Annotated in this window: 16 protein-coding genes and 2 tRNA genes; 9 read left to right on the forward strand and 9 right to left on the reverse strand. The window is 69.8% G+C overall.

Annotated features, from left to right (window positions below):
- Positions 1–124 precede the first annotated feature (124 nt).
- A tRNA-Pro gene (locus ACTWOL_RS12820) sits at positions 125–201 on the reverse strand.
- Positions 202–356: 155 nt separating this feature from the next.
- On the opposite strand from ACTWOL_RS12820, the gene ACTWOL_RS12825 reads away from it, so the two are divergent.
- A tRNA-Gly gene (locus ACTWOL_RS12825) sits at positions 357–427 on the forward strand.
- Between the two features lie 350 nt (positions 428–777).
- Here the strand turns inward: ACTWOL_RS12825 and ACTWOL_RS12830 are convergent.
- Complete coding sequence (locus ACTWOL_RS12830) at positions 778–972, reverse strand: hypothetical protein (RefSeq protein WP_474296789.1); 195 nt, start codon at positions 970–972, stop codon at positions 778–780.
- 528 nt (positions 973–1,500) lie between these two features.
- On the opposite strand from ACTWOL_RS12830, the gene ACTWOL_RS12835 reads away from it, so the two are divergent.
- Positions 1,501–2,604, forward strand: a complete 1,104-nt coding sequence (locus tag ACTWOL_RS12835; RefSeq protein ID WP_474296790.1) for an acyltransferase family protein — start codon at positions 1,501–1,503, stop codon at positions 2,602–2,604.
- Here the strand turns inward: ACTWOL_RS12835 and ACTWOL_RS12840 are convergent.
- On the reverse strand, positions 2,552–3,001 hold the full coding sequence (locus tag ACTWOL_RS12840) for an HD domain-containing protein (RefSeq protein WP_474296791.1): 450 nt from the start codon (positions 2,999–3,001) through the stop codon (positions 2,552–2,554). The genes ACTWOL_RS12835 and ACTWOL_RS12840 overlap by 53 nt on opposite strands.
- A gap of 79 nt (positions 3,002–3,080) precedes the next feature.
- Complete coding sequence (locus ACTWOL_RS12845) at positions 3,081–4,223, reverse strand: SpoIIE family protein phosphatase (protein WP_474296792.1); 1,143 nt, start codon at positions 4,221–4,223, stop codon at positions 3,081–3,083.
- A 108-nt stretch (positions 4,224–4,331) separates the two neighbouring features.
- Between ACTWOL_RS12845 and ACTWOL_RS12850 the strand changes: the two genes are divergently transcribed.
- On the forward strand, positions 4,332–5,561 hold the full coding sequence (locus ACTWOL_RS12850; protein ID WP_474296793.1) for a GNAT family N-acetyltransferase: 1,230 nt from the start codon (positions 4,332–4,334) through the stop codon (positions 5,559–5,561).
- A 314-nt stretch (positions 5,562–5,875) separates the two neighbouring features.
- Here ACTWOL_RS12850 and ACTWOL_RS12855 read toward each other — a convergent pair whose 3' ends face one another.
- Together ACTWOL_RS12855 and ACTWOL_RS12860 are read right to left on the reverse strand one after the other, a co-directional pair.
- Complete coding sequence (locus ACTWOL_RS12855; protein WP_474296794.1) at positions 5,876–6,691, reverse strand: Fpg/Nei family DNA glycosylase; 816 nt, start codon at positions 6,689–6,691, stop codon at positions 5,876–5,878.
- On the reverse strand, positions 6,691–7,185 hold the full coding sequence (locus ACTWOL_RS12860) for a ribose-5-phosphate isomerase (protein WP_474296795.1): 495 nt from the start codon (positions 7,183–7,185) through the stop codon (positions 6,691–6,693). The genes ACTWOL_RS12855 and ACTWOL_RS12860 overlap by 1 nt, the downstream gene beginning before the upstream one ends.
- Positions 7,186–7,390: 205 nt before the next feature.
- On the opposite strand from ACTWOL_RS12860, the gene ACTWOL_RS12865 reads away from it, so the two are divergent.
- Positions 7,391–8,860, forward strand: coding sequence for an amino acid permease (locus ACTWOL_RS12865; RefSeq protein ID WP_474296796.1), 1,470 nt, complete (start codon positions 7,391–7,393; stop codon positions 8,858–8,860).
- Between the two features lie 84 nt (positions 8,861–8,944).
- Here ACTWOL_RS12865 and ACTWOL_RS12870 read toward each other — a convergent pair whose 3' ends face one another.
- On the reverse strand, positions 8,945–9,541 hold the full coding sequence (locus ACTWOL_RS12870; protein WP_474296797.1) for a biotin transporter BioY: 597 nt from the start codon (positions 9,539–9,541) through the stop codon (positions 8,945–8,947).
- A gap of 488 nt (positions 9,542–10,029) precedes the next feature.
- Between ACTWOL_RS12870 and ACTWOL_RS12875 the strand changes: the two genes are divergently transcribed.
- From ACTWOL_RS12875 to ACTWOL_RS12890, 4 genes are all read left to right on the forward strand, one after another.
- On the forward strand, positions 10,030–11,466 hold the full coding sequence (locus ACTWOL_RS12875; RefSeq protein ID WP_474296798.1) for an amino acid permease: 1,437 nt from the start codon (positions 10,030–10,032) through the stop codon (positions 11,464–11,466).
- 206 nt (positions 11,467–11,672) lie between these two features.
- The gene (locus ACTWOL_RS12880) at positions 11,673–12,317 is read left to right on the forward strand and encodes a superoxide dismutase (RefSeq protein ID WP_474296799.1); all 645 of its coding nucleotides are present in this window, start codon (positions 11,673–11,675) and stop codon (positions 12,315–12,317) included.
- Between the two features lie 382 nt (positions 12,318–12,699).
- Positions 12,700–15,285 (forward strand): aminopeptidase N, encoded by a 2,586-nt coding sequence (gene pepN / locus ACTWOL_RS12885; protein ID WP_474296800.1) that lies wholly within the window; start codon positions 12,700–12,702, stop codon positions 15,283–15,285.
- A 322-nt stretch (positions 15,286–15,607) separates the two neighbouring features.
- Entirely contained in the window at positions 15,608–16,588 is a 981-nt protein-coding gene (locus tag ACTWOL_RS12890; protein WP_474296801.1) for a hypothetical protein, read from the forward strand.
- A 42-nt stretch (positions 16,589–16,630) separates the two neighbouring features.
- On the opposite strand, the gene ACTWOL_RS12895 is transcribed toward ACTWOL_RS12890, so the two are convergent.
- A complete protein-coding gene (locus ACTWOL_RS12895) occupies positions 16,631–17,098 on the reverse strand; it encodes an NUDIX hydrolase (RefSeq protein ID WP_474296802.1) in 468 nt (155 codons plus the stop codon).
- Between the two features lie 196 nt (positions 17,099–17,294).
- Between ACTWOL_RS12895 and ACTWOL_RS12900 the strand changes: the two genes are divergently transcribed.
- Entirely contained in the window at positions 17,295–18,746 is a 1,452-nt protein-coding gene (locus ACTWOL_RS12900) for a right-handed parallel beta-helix repeat-containing protein (protein ID WP_474296804.1), read from the forward strand.
- A 73-nt stretch (positions 18,747–18,819) separates the two neighbouring features.
- Here ACTWOL_RS12900 and ACTWOL_RS12905 read toward each other — a convergent pair whose 3' ends face one another.
- Positions 18,820–19,305: an HPP family protein gene (locus ACTWOL_RS12905; RefSeq protein WP_474296805.1), complete on the reverse strand. Its 486-nt coding sequence runs from the start codon at positions 19,303–19,305 to the stop codon at positions 18,820–18,822.
- Positions 19,306–19,336: the final 31 nt, after the last annotated feature.

The following is a 19,336-nucleotide window of genomic DNA, read 5'->3' on the forward strand; positions in this document are numbered from 1 at the left end:
GGCGGCTCGGCGGATTCGGGCCCGGTTCTTCAGACACTCGTCAGACACACGGGCACACAGCTTGCATAGTAACCGCAAGCGGGATGAGCCCCACAACGTGACCATGAGAGGCGTACGCGAGTGGTGGTCGGGGTGGCGGGATTTGAACCCACGGCCTTCCGCTCCCAAAGCGGACGCGCTACCAAGCTGCGCCACACCCCGTCGGTGCGACACGTAGGGTACATGCCCGAAGGCGGTGGCCAGACCCCTTTGTTGCACGGGCCCGCGCCGTGGACGGAATGGATGTGCGGCCACCGGCACGGACCCGCTACGATGCTCTTCGTGCCGCGGCGTTCACGAGCTGTGGCGCGGTCCCTGCGGGCGTAGCTCAATGGTAGAGCCCTAGTCTTCCAAACTAGCTACGCGGGTTCGATTCCCGTCGCCCGCTCTCAACGGCTCAGGGCCAGGTCAGAGGAGCAATCCTCGGACCTGGCCCTGATGCGTTCCCGGTCTTCGTCCCGGCAGGTTCCCGTCGGGTCCCGCGGGCCCCGGCGGATCCACAACGTGTCCGGAACGGCAGGCGACCTGCCGTTCCGGTCGGTCAACCGGTCTCGCCCGGACAGGACCTAGGTCCTGTCCGGGCGATCTTCTCGGGCCCGCGACGACAGCTGCGGCCCCTCGCTGCGTTGTCGGAGTCGTCCGAGTACGCCCAGTACGAGGACGATCCTTCGCCTTGCGATGCACCGCATCTGACGCCGCGGGCCAATCCTCAAAGATCGCCCGGACAGAACCTAGGCGTCAGAATTTGATCGCGTTGATCGAGTCGGCTATCGAGTCGAGAAAGTTGTTGATCGAAGGCGCCATACCGGTCGAGGCCAGGAAGAAGCCGAAGAGCGCCGCGACGATCGCGGGTCCGGCCTTGATCGAGCCACTGCGGATCATCACCACGAGGATGATCGCCAACAGCAGCACCACAGACAGCGAAATGGCCACAACTGATCACACCCTCGGTCGGTCCACCCAGCTCGCTCGGGAGCATGCGGCCCGGCACACCCCCGTCACCCACCATCGTGCCACCAACCGCCGGGTGACGGCTGCCGGCTGACACGCCGTCGGTCGGCGCAAGCCCTCACAGCCGGGCCGCCCCGCCTGCTCGGTCATTCACGGCCCGCCTCTTCTGCCTACCCAGTCCCACGAAATACACACGGCCCGGTAACAGGAAATTCAAGCAATATCAGTGAGTAAATTCACCCAGTACTTCCGGGTGGCAATTTGCCCCGTTTAAGGAGTATTAACTTGGGCATATCGGGCGTTTGGCGGTAGTTTCAGAGGCGAATAACCCGGCCTTCCTGCGGGGTTTTACGTAATCCAATGCGGCGGGCTAGGGTGCCTCGAATGTTCCACGCTCCGAATGGTTTGCGGAGGGAACGGCCGCCCGGGACTTCCCGGGATCCGGAGCCGGTCCCGACGACGACAGCGGCAACAGCGACAGCCCCGGCGGAGGAGAGACCACCTGCGGGAGTGACGCCCGCGCGGGCGCTGACCACTCGGCCGGCACCCGCGGCAGCGCGCGGCGCCCGGCGCGACCCCTTCTTCGACAACGCCAAGTACCTGGCGATCGTGCTGGTGGCCGTGGCGCACGCCTGGGAGCCGGTGATGGACGGCAGCCGCGCCACCCGGGCGCTGTACATGCTCGTCTACACGTTCCACATGCCGGCGTTCATCGTCATCTCGGGTTACTTCTCTCGGAGTTTCACCGGCCGGCCCGAGCAACTGAAGCGGCTGGTCGGCGGAGTCGTGGTGCCCTACCTCGTCTTCGAGACGGCGTACACGCTCTACCAGCGGTGGGTGGCCGAGGGGCCCAAAACACCGTTCAGCCTGACGGACCCGATGTATCTCACCTGGTTCCTGATCGCCTTGTTCATCTGGCGGCTGACCACGCCCCTGTGGCTCTCCCTGCGCCATCCGCTGCCGATCGCCCTGGTGATCGCTGCGCTGGGTTCGCTGACGCCGGGTATCGGCCAGGACCTCGATCTCCAGCGGGTCCTGCAGTTCCTTCCGTTCTTCGTGGTGGGGCTGCTGCTGAAGCCGGAGCACTTCCGGATCGTGCGGCGGCGCGAGGTGCGCCTGCTGGCCCTGCCGCTGTTCGCGGCCGCCGCCGTGGTCGCCTACACCGTGGCGCCGCAGATCCGGATGGGCTGGTTCTACCACTCGGCCGGTGCCGAGGAACTGGACGCGCCCTGGTGGGCCGGCCCGCTGATGACGGGCGGCCTGTTCGTGTGCGGGCTCCTGCTGACCGCGGCCTTCCTCGCCTGGGTGCCGAGCCGGCGCACCTGGTTCACCGTGCTCGGCGCCGGCACCATCTGCGGCTATCTGCTGCACGGTTTCCTGGTGAAGACCCTGGACTGGCGGAACATGGTGCCGGAACACCCCTGGCTGGCCACGCCCACCGGGGAGATCGCGCTGACCCTGACCATGGCCGCCGCCGTGACGCTGCTCTGTACGCCGCCGGTGCGCCGGGCGCTGCGATGGGCCACCGAGCCCGATCTGTCGTGGGCCTTCCGCCGGGACGTCAGCCGCCCGTCAGACCCAGCAACCGCCGCACCGTCGCGTACTTCCCGGTGAGCCGGACCCGGGTCGCCTCGTCCAGGACGGCGAGGCGGGCCGGGTCCGCGTTGTGTGCGAGGTCCGACTCCTTGACCAGCAGGGCACCCGGCGTCGCGAGGATGCGGCGGGTGTAGTCCACGAGCTGCTCACCCTCGCGCTTGGTGAGCGCGAGGACCATGTCCTTGACGGACCCGGGCAGTTCGGCGGAGTCCAGCCAGGCGGGCGACAGCGCCTCGTCCTCGATCGCGTCGTGCAGCCAGGCCGCCGCGATCTGTTCCTCGGTGCCCCCGCGGACCCGGACACCGTCGGCCACGGCCTGCAGGTGTTCGGTGTAGGGGCGGCCGGCCTTGTCCCGCTGGGCCGCGTGGGCCTCACGGGCGATCGACTCGATCTCGGTCAGGGTGAGATACGGCATGACCCGACTGTAGGACGAGCGGTCGCGGCGGCGGAACGGGGAGCACCGCGGGCCCATGACCCGCGGCTCGCCGCTGGGCTCAGGACTCGCGGCGCAGCAGAAGCAGCGCCCGGTCGTCGTTGACGTCCTTGGCCACGGCCTCGATCAGATGCCAGGCCGCGCCCTCGAAGCCCGTGGTGACATGGCGGTCCGCCTCACCCGTCAGTCGGTCCATGCCCTCCGCGATCTCGCGGTCCGACGCCTCGACGAGGCCGTCCGTGAAGAGCATCAGCACGTCGCCGGGCTGCAGGGAACCCTTGACCGGGTCGAACTGGGCGCCGTCGTACACCCCGAGCAACGGGCCGTCGGCGGACTTCTCCTCCCAGCGGCCCGTGCCCGCGTTGAGCTGGAGGGCGGGCAGATGGCCCGCGGACAGCAGCTCGTAGTCACCGGAGTCCAGGTCGAGCACCAGGTGGATGGAAGTGGCGAAACCCTCGTCCCAGTCCTGGCGCAGCAGATAGCCGTTGGCCGCGGGCAGGAAGCCGTGCGGCGGCAGTGAGCCGAGGAGGCCGCCGAAGGCCCCGGACAGCAGCAGTGCACGGGAGCCCGCGTCCATGCCCTTGCCGGAGACGTCCGTGAGCACGACCTCGAGCGTACGGCCGCCGTTGGTACGGGCTGCGACCACGAAGTCACCGGAGAAGGACTGGCCGCCCGCGGGGCGCAGCGCCATCTCACGGTGCCAGCCCTGGGGCAGCCGGGGCAGCGCGCTCTGCACCCGGATGCGCTCACGCAGGTCGAACAGCATGGTGCCGCCGCGCCGCCAGGGCACGCCGACGCGGGCCCTGAACTGCGCGATGAGCAGACCGAAGAGCCCGCAGGCCGCCACCACCAGGACCGTTCCGGGTGTGACGCGCGCGGGGCCCTCCAGATACGGCCCGAGGGCGAGCGACTCGACGATCAGGGCGCCGGCGGCGGCCGCGTAGAGGCCGAGCAGGCTGGCGGGCCGCAGCACCAGTCCCCCGGCCACGATCGGCAGCACCATCGCGGTCGGCGAGAACCAGACCGGCATGGCGATCGTGCCGCAGGCGATCGCCGGGATGGTCAGCAGCAGACCGGCGAGGGCGATCCAGTCCGAGCCGTCGCCGCGGAAGTAGTCGACTCCGGATTTGCGCAGCGCGGTGCGGACCCGGCGGGCGGACATCCGCAGCCGGGCCGTGAACGAAACCGCTGCGCCACGTGCCATCGTCGTGGACCTTATCCACCCTTCCGGCCGTCGTGCAGGGGGGACCCCCGAGACCATGCCCTCGAAATCGGGTCGCGCCACGTTCCGGCCCGCTGGTACGGATGGCATATGACGACAGAATTGCGGGTGCTGAGGCCATCGGAGTGGGAGCAGTGGTACGAGAGCCTGGAGCTTGCGTTCGGCGGTGTCGCGGAAGCTCCGGAGGAGCGCGAGCTGTGGCGTGATCTGACCGAGTCCGACCGCTCGATCGGGGTGTGGGACGGCGACGCCTGTATCGGTATGGCCGGGGCGTTCAGCGTCCGGGTGTCGGTGCCGGGCGGCGCGTTCGTCCCGGCGGCCGCGGTGACGATGGTCGGCGTGGCGGCGACGCACCGGCGTCGGGGGATTCTCACCTCGATGATGCGGCACCAGCTGGACGATGTGCGTAGCCGGGGCGAGTCGCTCGCGGTACTGACGGCGTCGGAGCCCGCGATCTACGGGCGGTTCGGCTATGGAATCTCTACACATCAGCTGAATCTGGACATCGACACCGACAAGGCGTCGATTGCCGCGCCTCCCGGGACGGACGACGTACGTCTGCGGTTCGCGCAGGTGGCCGAGGCGGCGGAGGCCTGCGAGCGGATCTATCTGAGCACCGTCGGCTCCCGGCCCGGGATGTTCGCCCGGACACCCGGCTGGGAGCGGCTGCCGCTGCTCGATCCGCCCTCCGAGCGTGCGGGTGCGTCGCCGCTGCAGTGCGTGCTCGCGGAGCGCGACGGCGATGTGGTGGGATACGTCCGCTTCCACAACAAGCCGGAGTGGGGCGCCTCCGGGCCGGAGGGCTCGATCACCGTACGCGACATCGACGCGCTGGACCCGGCGGCCTACGCGGCGCTGTGGCGCTTCCTCTTCGACATCGATCTGACGTCGTCGGTCCGTGCGCGGAACCGGCCGGTGGACGACCCGCTGCTCCAGCTGGTCGACGACGTCCGGCGCTGCACCCCGCGTATGCGCGATTCACTGCACGTACGGCTGGTGGACGTGGGCGAGGCGCTCGCCGCGCGGACCTACCGGACGCCGGTGGACGTGGTGTTCGAGGTGGAGGACGCCTTCTGCCCCTGGAACGAGGGGCGTTGGCGGCTGACGGGTGACGCGAAGGGCGCGTCCTGCGCGCGAACCGGGGATGAGCCCGAACTCGCTCTGTCGGTACGGGAGCTGGGCGCCGCATATATGGGTGGTGTGACGCTGTCCTCGCTGGCGCGGGCGGGCCGGGTGCGCGAGCTGTGCGACGGCACACTCGCGGAGGCCTCGCTCGCCTTCGGCTCGGACCCCCTGCCTTGGCTGCCGCACGGGTTCTGAGCGAGCGGCCGCGTGGCGGTGCCGGGGTGTCCGTCCTCAAGCGCCGCTTGGGTGTGCGGCTTTCCGGGTTGGCGCCGGGGTGTCCGCCCTCAAGCGCCGGAACGGCTTCGGGCGTGCCCCTTGGCGTTGGCGCGGCCGGTGTGTCCGTCCTCAAGCCCCGGCCCTCAAGCCCGTCCGGGGGTCCCCCCGGACGGAGTCTGGGGGAGATTGAGGACGGACACCCCGGGCGCCAACCCGGTACCGGAACACCCCAAGGCCGTCCGCCGATTGAGGACGGACACACCGGGCGCCCAACCCGGTACCGGCAACACCGCTCAGCCGCGTGCGCCCCGCTGGCAGGCCGGGCACCAGAAGAGATTGCGGGCGGCGAGACCGGCGGTGCGGATCTCGCCGCCACAGATATGGCAGGGCAGCGCGGCCCGGCGGTAGACATAGACCTCTCCGCCGTGGTCGTCGACGCGCGGAGGGCGCCCCATCGCCTCCGGGGTGTGCTCCGGCCGGACGGTGTCGATGCGGTTGTTCCGTACGCCTTCGCGCATCAGCGCGACCAGGTCCGTCCAAAGGGCGTGCCACTCGCGTTCGGTGAGATCCCTGCCCGCCAGGTACGGATCGATGCCGTGCCGGAAGAGGACTTCCGCGCGGTAGACGTTTCCGACGCCCGCGACCACCTTCTGGTCCATCAGCAGCGCGGCGACCGTCGTACGGGACCGGGAGATCCTGGCCCAGGCCCGGTCGGGGCCGTCGTCCGGGCGGAGCGGATCGGGCCCGAGGCGGTCGTGTATCGCCTGCTTCTCGCCGTCCGTGATCAGGGCGCAGGTCGTGGGGCCGCGAAGGTCCACGTATGCCCCGGTGTTCGCGAGCCTCAGCCGCACGGTGTCCGTGGGCGGCGGCGCCGGCGCGTCGCCGAAGTCGACCTTGCCGAACAGACCGAGGTGGATGTGGACCCACTCGCCGCCGAAGCCGAGGAACAGGTGCTTTCCGTGCGCCTCGGTGCGCTCCAGCACCGTGCCGTCGAGCAGCGCGGCGGAGTCGGCGAACTTGCCCTGCGGGCTGGTGACCCGCACGGACCGGCCGCCGAACCGTTCCCGGTAGTCGGCGGCCAGTCGGTGGATGGTGTGCCCTTCGGGCATCAGGCGGTCGGCTCCTGGGGGTGGTGCGCGGGGATCGGGGGGAGCTCGCCCGTGGTCTCGTACACGGAGAGCATCTCGATGCGGCGGGTGTGACGCTCCTCACCCGAGTACGGGGTGCCCAGGAAGATCTCGACGAACTTCGTCGCCTCCTCCTCCGTGTGCATCCGGGCGCCCACGGAGATCACGTTGGCGTTGTTGTGCTCACGACCGAGGGCCGCGGTCTGCTCGCTCCAGGCGAGGGCCGCACGCACGCCCTTGACCTTGTTCGCGGCGATCTGCTCGCCGTTGCCGGAGCCGCCGATCACGATGCCCAGGCTGTCCGGGTCCGCGGCCGTCCGCTCGGCGGCGCGCAGACAGAAGGGCGGGTAGTCGTCCTGGGCGTCGTAGATGTGGGGACCGCAGTCCACGGGCTCGTGGCCGTGGGCCCTGAGCCACTCGACGAGGTGGTTCTTGAGTTCAAGACCGGCATGGTCGGAACCGAGGTACACGCGCATGATCCGAGTGTGGCACGCGCGATGCCGGGCAGGCGTCGGCGGGGTCCGCCACGCGGGCCCGCCGGACGACCGGACGATCTTGCGGACGGGGCGGGAGAACGTGCCCATCATCACGATCGGGAGTCAGGTCTTCCGTACGGGCGGGTCACCGGTTTGAATGCGGGGGCTCGTCACCCGAGCGACCCGCACACGTAAGGAATCGTCCATGAACCCGCAGCCGAACCTTACGAAGGCAGGCGGAACGACCGGAGAACCCGGTGTTCCGCAGCCTTCCGACGGTCTCAAGGCCGGACTGAAGAACCGCCATCTTTCCATGATCGCCATCGGTGGAGTGATCGGCGCAGGACTGTTCGTCGGCTCGTCCGGCGGTATCGCCAAGGCGGGTCCCGCCATCCTCGTGTCGTACATGCTCGTGGGCGCGATGGTCGTCTTCGTGATGCGGATGCTCGGCGAGATGGCTGCGGCGAGCCCCAACTCGGGTTCCTTCTCCGCGTACGCCGACCGCGCCCTCGGCCGCTGGGCCGGCTTCTCGATCGGCTGGCTGTACTGGTTCTTCTGGGTCGTCGTGCTCGCGGTCGAGGCCACCGCCGGTGCGGTGATCCTGGAGGGCTGGGTCCCGGCCGTGCCGCAGTGGGGCTGGTCGCTGATCGTGATGGTCGTGCTGACGGCGACGAACCTCGTCTCCGTGTCGTCCTACGGCGAGTTCGAGTTCTGGTTCGCCGGTATCAAGGTCGTCGCCATCGGCGCGTTCGTGGTCATCGGTCTGCTGGCCGTCTTCGGCATCCTGCCGGGCTCCGACAACCCCGGCGCCGGCTTCGCGCACCTGACCGACGCGGGCGGCTTCCTGCCCAACGGCGCGGGCGCGATCCTCACCGGTGTACTGATGGTCGTCTTCTCCTTCATGGGCAGCGAGATCGTCACCCTGGCCGCCGGTGAGTCGGAGGACCCGCGGCGTGCGGTCACCAAGGCGACCAACAGCGTGATCTGGCGTATCGCCGTCTTCTACCTGGGTTCGATCTTCGTCGTCCTGACCCTGCTGCCGTGGAACGACAAGGCGATCGTCGAGAAGGGCTCGTACGTCGCGGCCCTCGACTCCATCGGCATCCCGCACGCCGGCCAGATCATGAACGTGATCGTGCTGACGGCCGTGCTGTCCTGCCTGAACTCGGGCCTCTACACCGCCTCGCGCATGGCGTTCTCGCTCGGCGAGCGCGGTGACGCCCCGAGGGTGTTCGCGAAGACCAACGCCAGCGGCGTGCCGGCCATCGCCATCCTGGCCTCGGTCGTCTTCGGCTTCGTCGCCGTCATCTTCAACTACACGAACAAGGACACCGTCTTCCTGTTCCTGCTGAACTCCTCGGGTGCCGTCGCGCTCTTCGTCTGGCTGGTGATCTGCTTCACCCAGCTGCGGATGCGCGCGATCCTGGTGCGCGAGGCGCCGGAGAAGCTGACGGTGAAGATGTGGCTCTTCCCGTACCTGACCTGGGCGACCGCGGCGATGATCGCCTTCGTCATCGGCTACATGTTCTTCGACAAGGACAACCGCGAGGTCGTACTGCTGTCGGTGCTGGTGGCGGCCGTCGTGGTGGCCGTCGGCGTGGTCCGCAGCCGGCTGCACAAGACCGCCGAGGCACAGGCCGTGGCGGACGCCCCGCGCGAGTCCGTCGAGGTCTGAGACCTCTGAGCGCACACACCGAAGCCCCGTCCCGCATGCAGCGGGGCGGGGCTTCGGCCGTCGGGCGCGGGGGGCGGCCGGGAGTCAGCCGCGGCGGCCGACGAGCTTCCACGCGGCCGGCAGGACGCCCATCGCCAGCGCCGCCTTGAGCGCGTCGCCGACGAGGAACGGGGTGAGGCCCAGGGCCACGGCCTTGCCGAACGTCATCCCGGTGGCGAGGGCGAGGTACGGCACGCCGACCGCGTAGATGATCGCCGAGCCCAGCACCATCGCCCCGGCCGTACGCAGCACGGAGCGGTCGGCGCCCCGGCGGGCCAGCGCACCGACGACGGTGGCGGCCAGCAGCATGCCGAGGATGTAGCCGAACGAGGGCATCGCATAGCCGGATGACGCCTCGGCGAACCACGGCATGCCCGCCATCCCCGCCAGCGCGTACAGCGCCAGGGACAGGAAGCCCCGGCGGGCGCCGAGCGCGGTGCCGACGAGCAGCGCGGCGAACGTCTGACCGGTCACCGGCACCGGGGAGCCCGGGACCGGGACGGCGATCTGGGCCGCGATGCCGGTGAGCACGGCACCGCCCACGACGAGGGCGACGTCCTTGGTGCGCGAGGCGGGCAGCAGGTCGGCGAGGACCACGCCGGTGAGCGGCGGACGGACGGGGGCGGCGGCAGTGGTGCTCATCGGTACTCCGTGACGGTGGAGGGCAGAGGTGCGGGCGGATGACGCACGTCGATGTGGACATGGGGATGTGGACATGGCGACGCTAACCGACGAGTACACGCCCGCTCACCGTCGGTCGATGACAAAGCGCCGGTCGGCACCTTGGTGGAGTTCGCACAACACGAGGGGCTCACACCGGCGGGCGGCGTGACCCTGGTCACGGAGCTGACGGGCGGAGACATCCGTTTTGGCGATCCGCCATGACCTCGGGAAGACTGTGCACTTCCACCAAACTCCCCAAGATCCACCGAGAGCCCCACCCGCGCAGATCATGAGCATGGTGGTGCGCGAGTACGGAATTGCGCACGATGAAACCCACTCGTGCCCGAGGCTTCACATTGTGTGAGGATCTTGTCCGTATAGCGGTCGTCCGCGCTCCGTGAGCGGTACGGGGCCCAGACTGTGGGCGATCTCTTTGTCCCCAGTCCCCCCATGAACAAGGCACACCCATGTCTCGGACCTCGGCGCCCGCGCCCGTCACCGACAGCACTGTCGGATCGCCGGCGCTCGCGCACAGTCTCAAGCAGCGCCATCTGTCGATGATCGCCCTCGGCGGGGTGATCGGCGCCGGACTCTTCGTCGGCTCCGGCGCCGGAATCGCCGCCGCCGGACCGTCGATCGTCATCGCCTACACGGTGTCCGGGCTGCTCGTCATGCTCGTGATGCGCATGCTCGGCGAGATGTCGGCGGCGAACCCGGCATCCGGCTCCTTCTCCGTGCACGCCGAGCGGGCGATCGGACCCTGGGCGGGCTTCACGGCCGGCTGGTCCTTCTGGGTGCTGCTGTCCGTCGCGGTGGGCCTCGAGGGCATCGGTGCCGCGAAGATCGTCAGCGGCTGGCTGCCCGGCACTCCGGAATGGGCCTGGGTCGCGCTGTTCATGCTGGTGTTCTGCGGCACCAATCTGGCGGCCGTGAAGAACTTCGGCGAGTTCGAGTTCTGGTTCGCCGCCCTCAAGGTCGGCGCGATCACGCTCTTCCTGATCCTCGGCGGTCTCGCGATTGCCGGCATCCTGCCCGGCACCGACGCCCCCGGCACGGCCAACCTCACCGGTGACGGCGGCTTCCTGCCGAACGGATCCGAGGGCCTGGTCATCGGTCTGCTCGCATCGGTGTTCGCGTACGGCGGTCTGGAGACGGTCACCATCGCGGCCGCCGAGTCCGAGCACCCCGCCGAAGGCGTCGCCAAGTCCGTACGGACGGCGATGTGGCGGATCGCGCTCTTCTACATCGGCTCCATGGCGGTCATCGTCACGCTCGTGCCGTGGGACGACCCCGATGTCGCCAACCCCGACAAGGGCCCCTACGTCACCGCCCTGAACCACCTCGACATCCCCGGCGCGGGCACCGCGATGCAGGTCGTGGTGCTGGTCGCGCTGCTCTCCGCGATGAACGCCAACATCTACGGCGCCTCCCGCATGGCGTATTCGCTGGTCGCCCGCGGCCAGGGCCCGAAGGTGATCGGCCGGCTCTCCGGCGGTGTGCCGCGGATCGCCGTGCTGGTGTCCTCGGTCTTCGGCTTCCTGTGCGTGCTGCTCAGCTACTGGCGTCCCGACGACGTCTTCCCCTGGCTGCTCAACATGATCGGCGCGGTGATCCTGGTCGTCTGGCTGTTCATCGCCGTCTCCCAGCTGGTGCTGCGCCGCCGCACCGAGCGCGAGACCCCGGAGAAGCTCGTGGTGCGGATGTGGCTGTACCCGGTGCTCACCTGGGTCGCCATCGCCGGCATGCTCGCGATCTTCGTCCTGATGCTGCGTCAGCCCGACACCCGTGACCAGTTGCTCGCCACGGGTGCGATGACCCTGGTACTGGCCGTCAGCGGCTTCCTCCTGCAGAAGAGCCGCGGGCGGACCCAGGACGACACCGCGGGGGCACAGCCCGCGGAATAGACAGGCAGGCGTCCACGGCGCTTGCCTCGCTCACAACGCCTCCGCAGAACCCCCGGACCGCCCGGTCCGGGGGTTCTTGCCGTGCGGTGGCGGAACGAAGAGCCGGTGGCGCCGGTCCCCGGACGCAGGACTGATCACCATCCCACCTTTCTGCTGTTAGCCTGCAGTTGCGAAGGATTTGCAATAAGCAGTCGGAGGGCTCGGACATGGCCATGTACACGCTTCCTGAACTTCCGTACGACTACGCGGCACTGGAGCCGGTGATCAACCCGGAGATCATCGAGCTCCACCACGACAAGCACCATGCCGCCTACGTCAAGGGCGCCAACGACGCGCTGGAGCAGCTGGCGGAGGCAAGGGACCAGGAAGCCTGGGGCTCGATCAACGGCCTGGAGAAGAACCTCGCGTTCCATCTCTCCGGCCACATCCTGCACAGCATTTACTGGCACAACATGACGGGGCCCAAGGAGGGCGGCGGTGGCGAGCCGCTGGCCGCCGACGGTGTCGGCGAGCTGGCGGAAGGGATCACCGAGTCCTTCGGTTCCTTCGCCAAGTTCAGGACGCAGTTGTCGAAGGCCGCCGCCACCACGCAGGGCTCCGGCTGGGGTGTGCTCGCCTACGAGCCGGTCAGCGGCCGGCTGATCGTCGAGCAGGTGTACGACCACCAGGGCAACGTCGGCCAGGGCTCGGTGCCGATCCTGGTCTTCGACGCCTGGGAGCACGCCTTCTACCTGCAGTACAAGAACCAGAAGGTGGACTTCATCGACGCGATGTGGGGCGTCGTCAACTGGCAGGACGTGGCGAAGCGCTACGCCGAGGCCAGGGAGCGCACACCGCTGATCACTCCCTGACCCCGCCGGCAGCCGACCCGGGTTCGCCCGGCGGGCGGGTGATCCGAAGGGAGCGGCCGGTGCCGGAACCCCGGAGGGGAACCGGCCCTGAGGACTCCCGTAGGAGAAGCGTCCTGCTCGTGATCGTCTTCTCACCCTTCACGTGCAGGCGGATGGAGGAAAGGCCCCTCGCGAGGACAGGACTCGCGGGGGGGCCTTTCCGTGCCCGCACGCCCACCGGTCGGTGCCCGCACCCTCGCCGGGAGTCCGCACGGCTCCAGAGGTGCCGGCCGCGGAGATCCCGGCGTGGCGACGCCCGGCCGTGGTGGGCATTCCGCCGCAGCCGAGGCCGGCAGCTCGTGCGAGGATCGGGGCTGTTCGAACGAGACACGAAGGAGTGGCCGTGCCCGGAGAGAATCTGTCCCGCGACGAGGCCCGCGAGCGGGCCGAGCTGCTGACCGTCGACGGGTACGAGGTCTTCCTCGATCTGCGGTCCGCCACCGAGGAGGACGCCTCCGGGCCGCGGACGTTCCGCTCGGTGACGACGATCCGCTTCCGTGCCGCCGAACCGGGTGCCGCCACCTTCGCCGATCTGATCGCCTCTTCGGTGAACACGGTCACCCTGAACGGCGAGGAGCTGGACCCGGCCGCCGTGTTCGACGGCTCGCGGGTCGCACTGCCCGCGCTGCGCGCCGATAACGTCCTGGTCGTCGACGCCCAGTGCGCGTACAGCAGGACGGGTGAGGGACTGCACCGGTTCGTCGACCCCGAGGACGGCGAGGTCTACCTCTACACGCAGTACGAACCGGCCGACGCCCGCCGGGTCTTCACCAATTTCGAACAGCCGGACCTCAAGGCTCCCTTCCGTTTCGAGGTCACCGCACCCGAGGGCTGGACGGTCTGGAGCAACGGGGCCGAGGAGTCCCGGGAGGGCGGCGTCTGGCGCTTCGCCGAGACCCAGCCCATCTCGACGTACATCACCGCCGTCGTCGCCGGTCCGTACCACTACGAGACCGACCTCTACACCCGTACGTTCGCGCCGGGCGCGGACGGTGGGGCGGACGAGGGCCGGACGCTGGAGATCCCGCTCGGCGCGATGTGCCGCAAGTCGCTCGCCAAGCACTTCGACGCCGACGACATCTTCCTGATCACCAAGCAGGGACTGGACTTCTTCCACGACCACTTCGACTACCCGTACCCGTTCGGGAAGTACGACCAGGCCTTCGTCCCCGAGTACAACATCGGGGCGATGGAGAACCCGGGCTGTGTGACGTTCCGGGAGGAGTTCGTCTTCCGCGGCAAGGTCACCCAGGCGTCGTACGAGCGGCGGGCCAACGTCATCCTGCACGAGATGGCGCACATGTGGTTCGGCGATCTGGTCACCATGCAGTGGTGGGACGACCTGTGGCTGAAGGAGTCCTTCGCGGACTTCATGGGCTCCTTCTCGATGGTGGAGGCGACCCGGTTCCGCAGCGGCTGGGTGACCTTCGCGAACAACCGCAAGGCGTGGGCGTACCGGGCGGACCAGCTGCCGTCCACCCACCCCGTCACCGCGGACATCCGCGACCTCGAGGACGCGAAGCTCAACTTCGACGGGATCACCTACGCCAAGGGCGCGTCGGTGCTCAAGCAGCTGGTGGCGTACGCGGGCCGGGACGCGTTCCTCGAGGGTGCGCGCCGGTACTTCGCACGGCACGCCTACGGCAACACCCGGCTCGGCGATCTGCTCTCCGTCCTGGAGGAGACGTCCGGGCGGGACATGGCGGCGTGGTCGCGGTCATGGCTGGAGACGGCCGGGGTCAATGCGCTGACGCCCGCGGTCACCTGTGATGCCGGTGGCCGGATCACCGAGCTCGCGGTGCTCCAGGAGGGCGGGGAGCTGCGTCCGCACCGGGTGGCCGTGGGGCTGTACCGGCACGAGGGGCCGGATCTGGTGCGCTACGCACGGGCCGAGGTCGACGTCGTCGGGGAGCGGACGGTCGTCGGGGAGCTCGCGGGCGAGGAGCGGCCGGCCCTGGTGCTGGTCAACGACGACGACCTCACGTACTGCAAGATCCGCTTCGACGAGCGCTCGCTGGAGACGCTCCGCTCGCACCTGGGCGCGATCACGGATCCGCTGGCTCGCGCCCTGTGCTGGTCCGCGCTGTGGAACCTGACCCGGGACGCGCTGATGCCCGCGCGGGACTTCATGGCGCTGGCCGTGGACTTCGCCGGCCGGGAGTCGGACATCGGTGTGCTGCAGATGGTGCACGCCTGGGCCCGTACTGCGCTCGTCCACTACGCCGCGCCGAACTGGCGCGAGGAGGGCGGACAGCTGCTGTCGGCATGCGCGCTGCGGGAGCTGCGGCTGTCCGAGCCGGGCAGCCAGCACCAGCTGACCTGGGCGCGCTTCTTCGCCGCCTCGGCCGTGTCGGAGGCGGATCTGCAGCTGTTGCAGGGGCTGCTCGACGGTACGGCGAAGATCGACGGACTCGATGTCGACCAGGAGCTGCGCTGGGCGTTCCTCGAGCCGCTCGCCGCACACGGGGTGGCCGACGAGGCGGCGATCGGGGCGGAACTGGCTCGCGACGACACCGCTTCCGGCAAGCGCCACCAGGTCCGGTGTCTGGCGGCGCGGCCGTCCGCGGCGGTCAAGGATCAGGCGTGGGCCCAGGTGGTGGAGTCCGACCAGCTCTCCAACGCGCTGGTGACGGCGACGATTTCGGGCTTCGTCCAGTCGTCGCAGCGCGAGCTGATCGCACCGTACACGGCGAAGTACTTCGACGCGATCGAGCGTGTGTGGGCCGACCGTTCCATCCAGATCGGCATGGACGTGGTGCAGGGCCTCTTCCCCGACCTCCAGGACGACCAGAGCACGCTGGACGCGACGGACTGCTGGCTGGCCTCGCACCCCTCGGCCCCGCCGGCCCTGCGGCGGCTGGTCCTCGAGGCACGGGACGATCTGGCCCGGGCACTGCGCGCCCAGCAGAGGGACGCGGCGCGGGGCTGACACGCGCCCGGGAACTCAGGGCCGGATCGGGTCGCCCGATCCGGCCCGTGGCGCTGTGCGCGCTCGCTCTCGGGGGGGCTGCTGCCGGTCGAGTTGGCTCTACGGGGCCGCAGCTGCGCCTCCAAGTCCGCCTGTTCGCACGAGCGTTGACGACAGGCTGGTCGTACGGTGAGACCGCAGCACCTGATCGGCATTCGAACTCCCGTACTTTAGGGCGGTGTTGTCCGGAATTGTCGACGAGCGTGTAACAGCGGTTAGGAGCTGGGCGCGGCAAGGGAATTGGCGCATCATGAACCCCAACACCCCTCTTTCTCCTCGCCCCTTGAGCCAACGCTCCGACGCACGGAGCCGCGTGCTGACCGTCGCGCAGCTGCGGGAGCACGGTGTGCCCGCGGCCCGCGCCGCCGAACGGTGCAGGCCCGGGGGGCCGTGGCAGCAGCTGCTGCCCGGTGTGTACGTCCTGCACCCCGGGGAGCCCACCAGCGAGGAGCGGCTGCACGCCGTGCTGCTGTACGCCGACCGTGCCGAGGGGGCGGGGGAAGCCATGATCACCGGGCTTGCCGCGCTCGCGCTGCACCGGTTCGCCTCCGCCCCGCCGCTGCCGTCCCTCGAACGGATCGATGTGCTGGTGCCGCGCACCCGGCGGCTGCGGTCGGCGGGCTGCGCACGGCTGATCCGCACCCAGTCGGCGCCGCGGCCCGAGGACGTCTCGGGGCTGCCCGTCGCCCCGGTCGCCCGGGCACTCGCGGACGCCGTCGCCCGTATGTCCGACGCGGCCGTGGTGCGCCGGCTGCTCACCGAGGCGGTCCGTGGCGGTCACTGCGAACCGGCGGCCGTGGTCCGGGAGTTGAACCGTGCCCGGCTGCTGTCGCGGCCCCATCTGGTGGATGCCGTGGACTCGCTGCTCGCCGAAGGGCGGGCACTGGCGGAGGACCGGCTGTACGAACTGGTCCATCTCTACGGGCTGCCCGACCCGCTCTGGAACGTCGATCTGCGGCTGCCCGGCGGCCCTCACCTCGGCAGCGTCGACGCCTACTGGCCCGAACAGGCGGTCGCCCTCGAGCTCGACACCCGCGCCCCGCGCCCGTCCCGCCCCGAGGACGAGCCGACGGGCCCGGATCCGCAGTGGCCCGAGTACAGCCGCAAGCGGGAGCATCTGGAGCGACTCGGCATCACGGTGGTGCACGTCTCGCCGAAGCGGCTCCGGGACACCCCCGCACAGCAGGCGTCGGTGATCCGTACCGCGCTGATGGCCTCACCGCACCGGGAGCCGGCCGCCTATGTCGTCGCCCTCCCCCATTGAAGCCGTGTCGCGCGGCCGGGCGGACCCGGGACCGGGCGGGTGTCAGCCGCGGCCCGGACGGGGCCCGGCGGCCCGGCCCGCGGGGGGCCGGTCGCGCCACAGCCCGAGCCCGATGTCGACGAGCCCGACCCGCTCGAGGTCCGGGACCGCCTCCAGCTCGTGCCAGGCCGCGAGATCGGTGGAGCCGTTCGTCTCGGGGCGCAGTTCCCCGCCGGTGATCCGTCCTTCGTAGACGATCCGCAGGCTGTGGAAGTCGGACTCGCCGGCGAGTCCGCGCGGGCGGCGCTCACGCATCGAGTCGATGCCGAGCAGTGCGGCCGCCTCGGCCGTGTAGCCGGTTTCCTCGGCCACCTCGCGCACGACGGTGTCGGCCGGGTCCTCGCCGTGGTCCATCCCGCCTCCGGGCAGGGTCCAGCGCCTCGTGCCGTCGCGTGCCACCCAGCGGGCGAGCAGCATCCGCCCGTCCTGTACGCAGACGGCGTAGGCCGCCACCCTCATCGTCCGGCTCATGGCACGACCTTAGGCCCTGTCCGGGCGATCTCACCGGCCCCGCGTCCGGGCACGGTGACGGTGGTGCCGACACCAGGAAACACCGGAAGTGTATTGTCCTATTTTTGGCTTTTCATGTGTTTTGATATGACGTACTTTCACCCCCTTTGGGATCCGGGTGCCTGACGGCTTGTCACGCAGAGGAGAGCTACGTCGTATGTCTGAAGAGCAGGACACAGGCGCCGACGCGGGTGCGGTTGAACCGCGCCGGCCGATGACGGCGATGCTGAGCCAGCACTGGAAGCTGGCCGTTCTCGCGGCGGCGGGTTTCGCCACGGTGGCGGCCACCACCACCTTCGTCGCGGTCAGCCACCGGGAGACCGCAGCCAGGGCCCAAGCCACCGCACTCGCGGACGGCAAGAGCGGCAAGGGCGACGAGGGCGACGAGGACAGCCACGACAAGGGCGGCAAGCACGGCGACAAGGCCGGTCGGGACGGTGACAAGTACGGTGGTCACCACTCCGATGACGCGATCCATGTGGAGTGCGACCCGAACGATCTGATCGCCAACCTCGTCGACCTGAACGAGGACAGCGGCGGAGAGCTGGTCCTGGCGAAGGACTGCACCTACACCCTGACCGCCAATCAGGACGACAACGGCCTCCCGAAGATCATCCAGCCGATCACCATCCACGGCAACGGCGCCACCATCCAGCGCGCCGCCAACGGGGACACCTTCCGCATCTTCGAGGTCGGATCCGGTGGCGACCTGAAGCTCAGTCACCTCACCCTCACGCGCGGCAAGATCGGTTCGGACGGTCAGGGGGCCGGAATCAAGGTGGACGCGGCGGGCCGTCTCGACCTCGACCGTGTCACCCTCACGCGCAACACCGCAGATCTTGCCAACTCGGACGGTGGTGCCATCTACAACGCCGGCATCCTCACCATTCGCCACAGCGCCATCACCCGGAACACCGGCGAGGACGGCAGCGCCGTCTACAACATCAACGGGAAGGTCGAGATCACCGACTCCAAGATCGCCGGCAACATCGGCGACCCCAGTGACGGCTTCGGCACCCTCTACAACGACACCGGGACGACCACGGTCAAGAAGAGCCTGGTCCGCTACAACCACGTCCGCTTGGGTGGCGGCATCTTCAACAGCAGCGGCACGACCGAGGTCGAGGACAGCAAGATCGATTACAACAGAGCCGACTTCGGCGGCGGCATCTACCACTCCGAAGACTCGCTCGTCGTGCGCGACAGCAAGATCGCCTACAACATCGCGCAGTTCGACGGCGGCGGCCTCGAACTCTTCGACTCCGCGGTGATCGAGGGCAGCAAGATCTACGGCAACACCGCCGTCACGCAGGACGGCGGTGGCGTCGACATGTTCACCGACGCGAGCGCCCTCGTCTCGATCCGCGACTCGAAGATCTACGAGAACCAGGCTCCCGGCGACGATCGCGTGGGAGCCGGCATCAACATCGACGGCGGCGACCTCAACCTCACCGACACGAAGGTGACCGGGAACATCGCCGACGCACCCGCCGGTGGTGTCCACAACGGCGGCGGCACGGTCAACACCTACGGCAAGGTGAGGATCATCGACAACGTGCCGACCAACTGTGAGGGCAGCCCCGCCCCCGTCCCGAGCTGCTTCGGCTGACGGCAACCACCCGCAAGGACGGCCGTGCCCGGCGAGGGCGGTTTCGCCACCGCCGGGCACTGAGGCCGCACTCTCAGTACCAGTACGCCGGGTACGTACGCCCCGTCGCCCGGGACCCCAGCACGCCCACCGCGACGAGCAGCACACAGGCCACCGCCAGCAGGCCGAGGAACGGGAGGGCGGGCGGCGACTGCAGGGCCACGATGACGGCGGTCGCGGCGGCCGGCGAGTGCGGGGTGCGCGCGGCCAGCATCACGCCGAGCGCGAGCCCGCCCGCGACGGCCGCTCCCCACACACCCGGCCCCGCGACCGCCAGCACGAGGAAGCCGGTGAGCGCGGAGAGCAGCTGGCCGCCGATGACACTGCGCGGCTGGGCGAGCGGAAGGTCGGGGGCGCCCGCGACGAGCGCCATGCTGGCGGCGAGCGGCGGGATCAGCATGGGGCGGCCCACCAGGAGTCCGGCGGCGGCGACGGCGAGCAGGGCGAGCACGCTGACGGCCGTGGCGGCGAGGACGGTACGGGGGCGGGGACGGGGCAGGGGCAGGGCCGCACTGGGCACGGGTCGGGCTCCTTGCTGCGAGGCGAGGCGG

The organism is Micromonospora sp. IBHARD003 (assembly GCF_056106285.1).

Bases quoted from the DNA above. Each gene is read 5' to 3' on its own strand.
- ACTWOL_RS12865 (WP_474296796.1), top strand. From the start codon at position 7,391: ATGAACCCGCAGCCGAACCTTACGAAGGCAGGCGGAACGACCGGAGAA.
- ACTWOL_RS12855 (WP_474296794.1), bottom strand. From the start codon at position 6,691: ATGCCCGAAGGGCACACCATCCACCGACTGGCCGCCGACTACCGGGAA.
- ACTWOL_RS12840 (WP_474296791.1), bottom strand. From the start codon at position 3,001: ATGCCGTATCTCACCCTGACCGAGATCGAGTCGATCGCCCGTGAGGCC.
- ACTWOL_RS12870 (WP_474296797.1), bottom strand. From the start codon at position 9,541: ATGAGCACCACTGCCGCCGCCCCCGTCCGTCCGCCGCTCACCGGCGTG.
- ACTWOL_RS12895 (WP_474296802.1), bottom strand. From the start codon at position 17,098: ATGAGCCGGACGATGAGGGTGGCGGCCTACGCCGTCTGCGTACAGGAC.
- ACTWOL_RS12875 (WP_474296798.1), top strand. From the start codon at position 10,030: ATGTCTCGGACCTCGGCGCCCGCGCCCGTCACCGACAGCACTGTCGGA.
- ACTWOL_RS12900 (WP_474296804.1), top strand. From the start codon at position 17,295: ATGTCTGAAGAGCAGGACACAGGCGCCGACGCGGGTGCGGTTGAACCG.
- ACTWOL_RS12850 (WP_474296793.1), top strand. From the start codon at position 4,332: ATGACGACAGAATTGCGGGTGCTGAGGCCATCGGAGTGGGAGCAGTGG.
- ACTWOL_RS12845 (WP_474296792.1), bottom strand. From the start codon at position 4,223: ATGGCACGTGGCGCAGCGGTTTCGTTCACGGCCCGGCTGCGGATGTCC.
- ACTWOL_RS12880 (WP_474296799.1), top strand. From the start codon at position 11,673: ATGGCCATGTACACGCTTCCTGAACTTCCGTACGACTACGCGGCACTG.
- ACTWOL_RS12860 (WP_474296795.1), bottom strand. From the start codon at position 7,185: ATGCGCGTGTACCTCGGTTCCGACCATGCCGGTCTTGAACTCAAGAAC.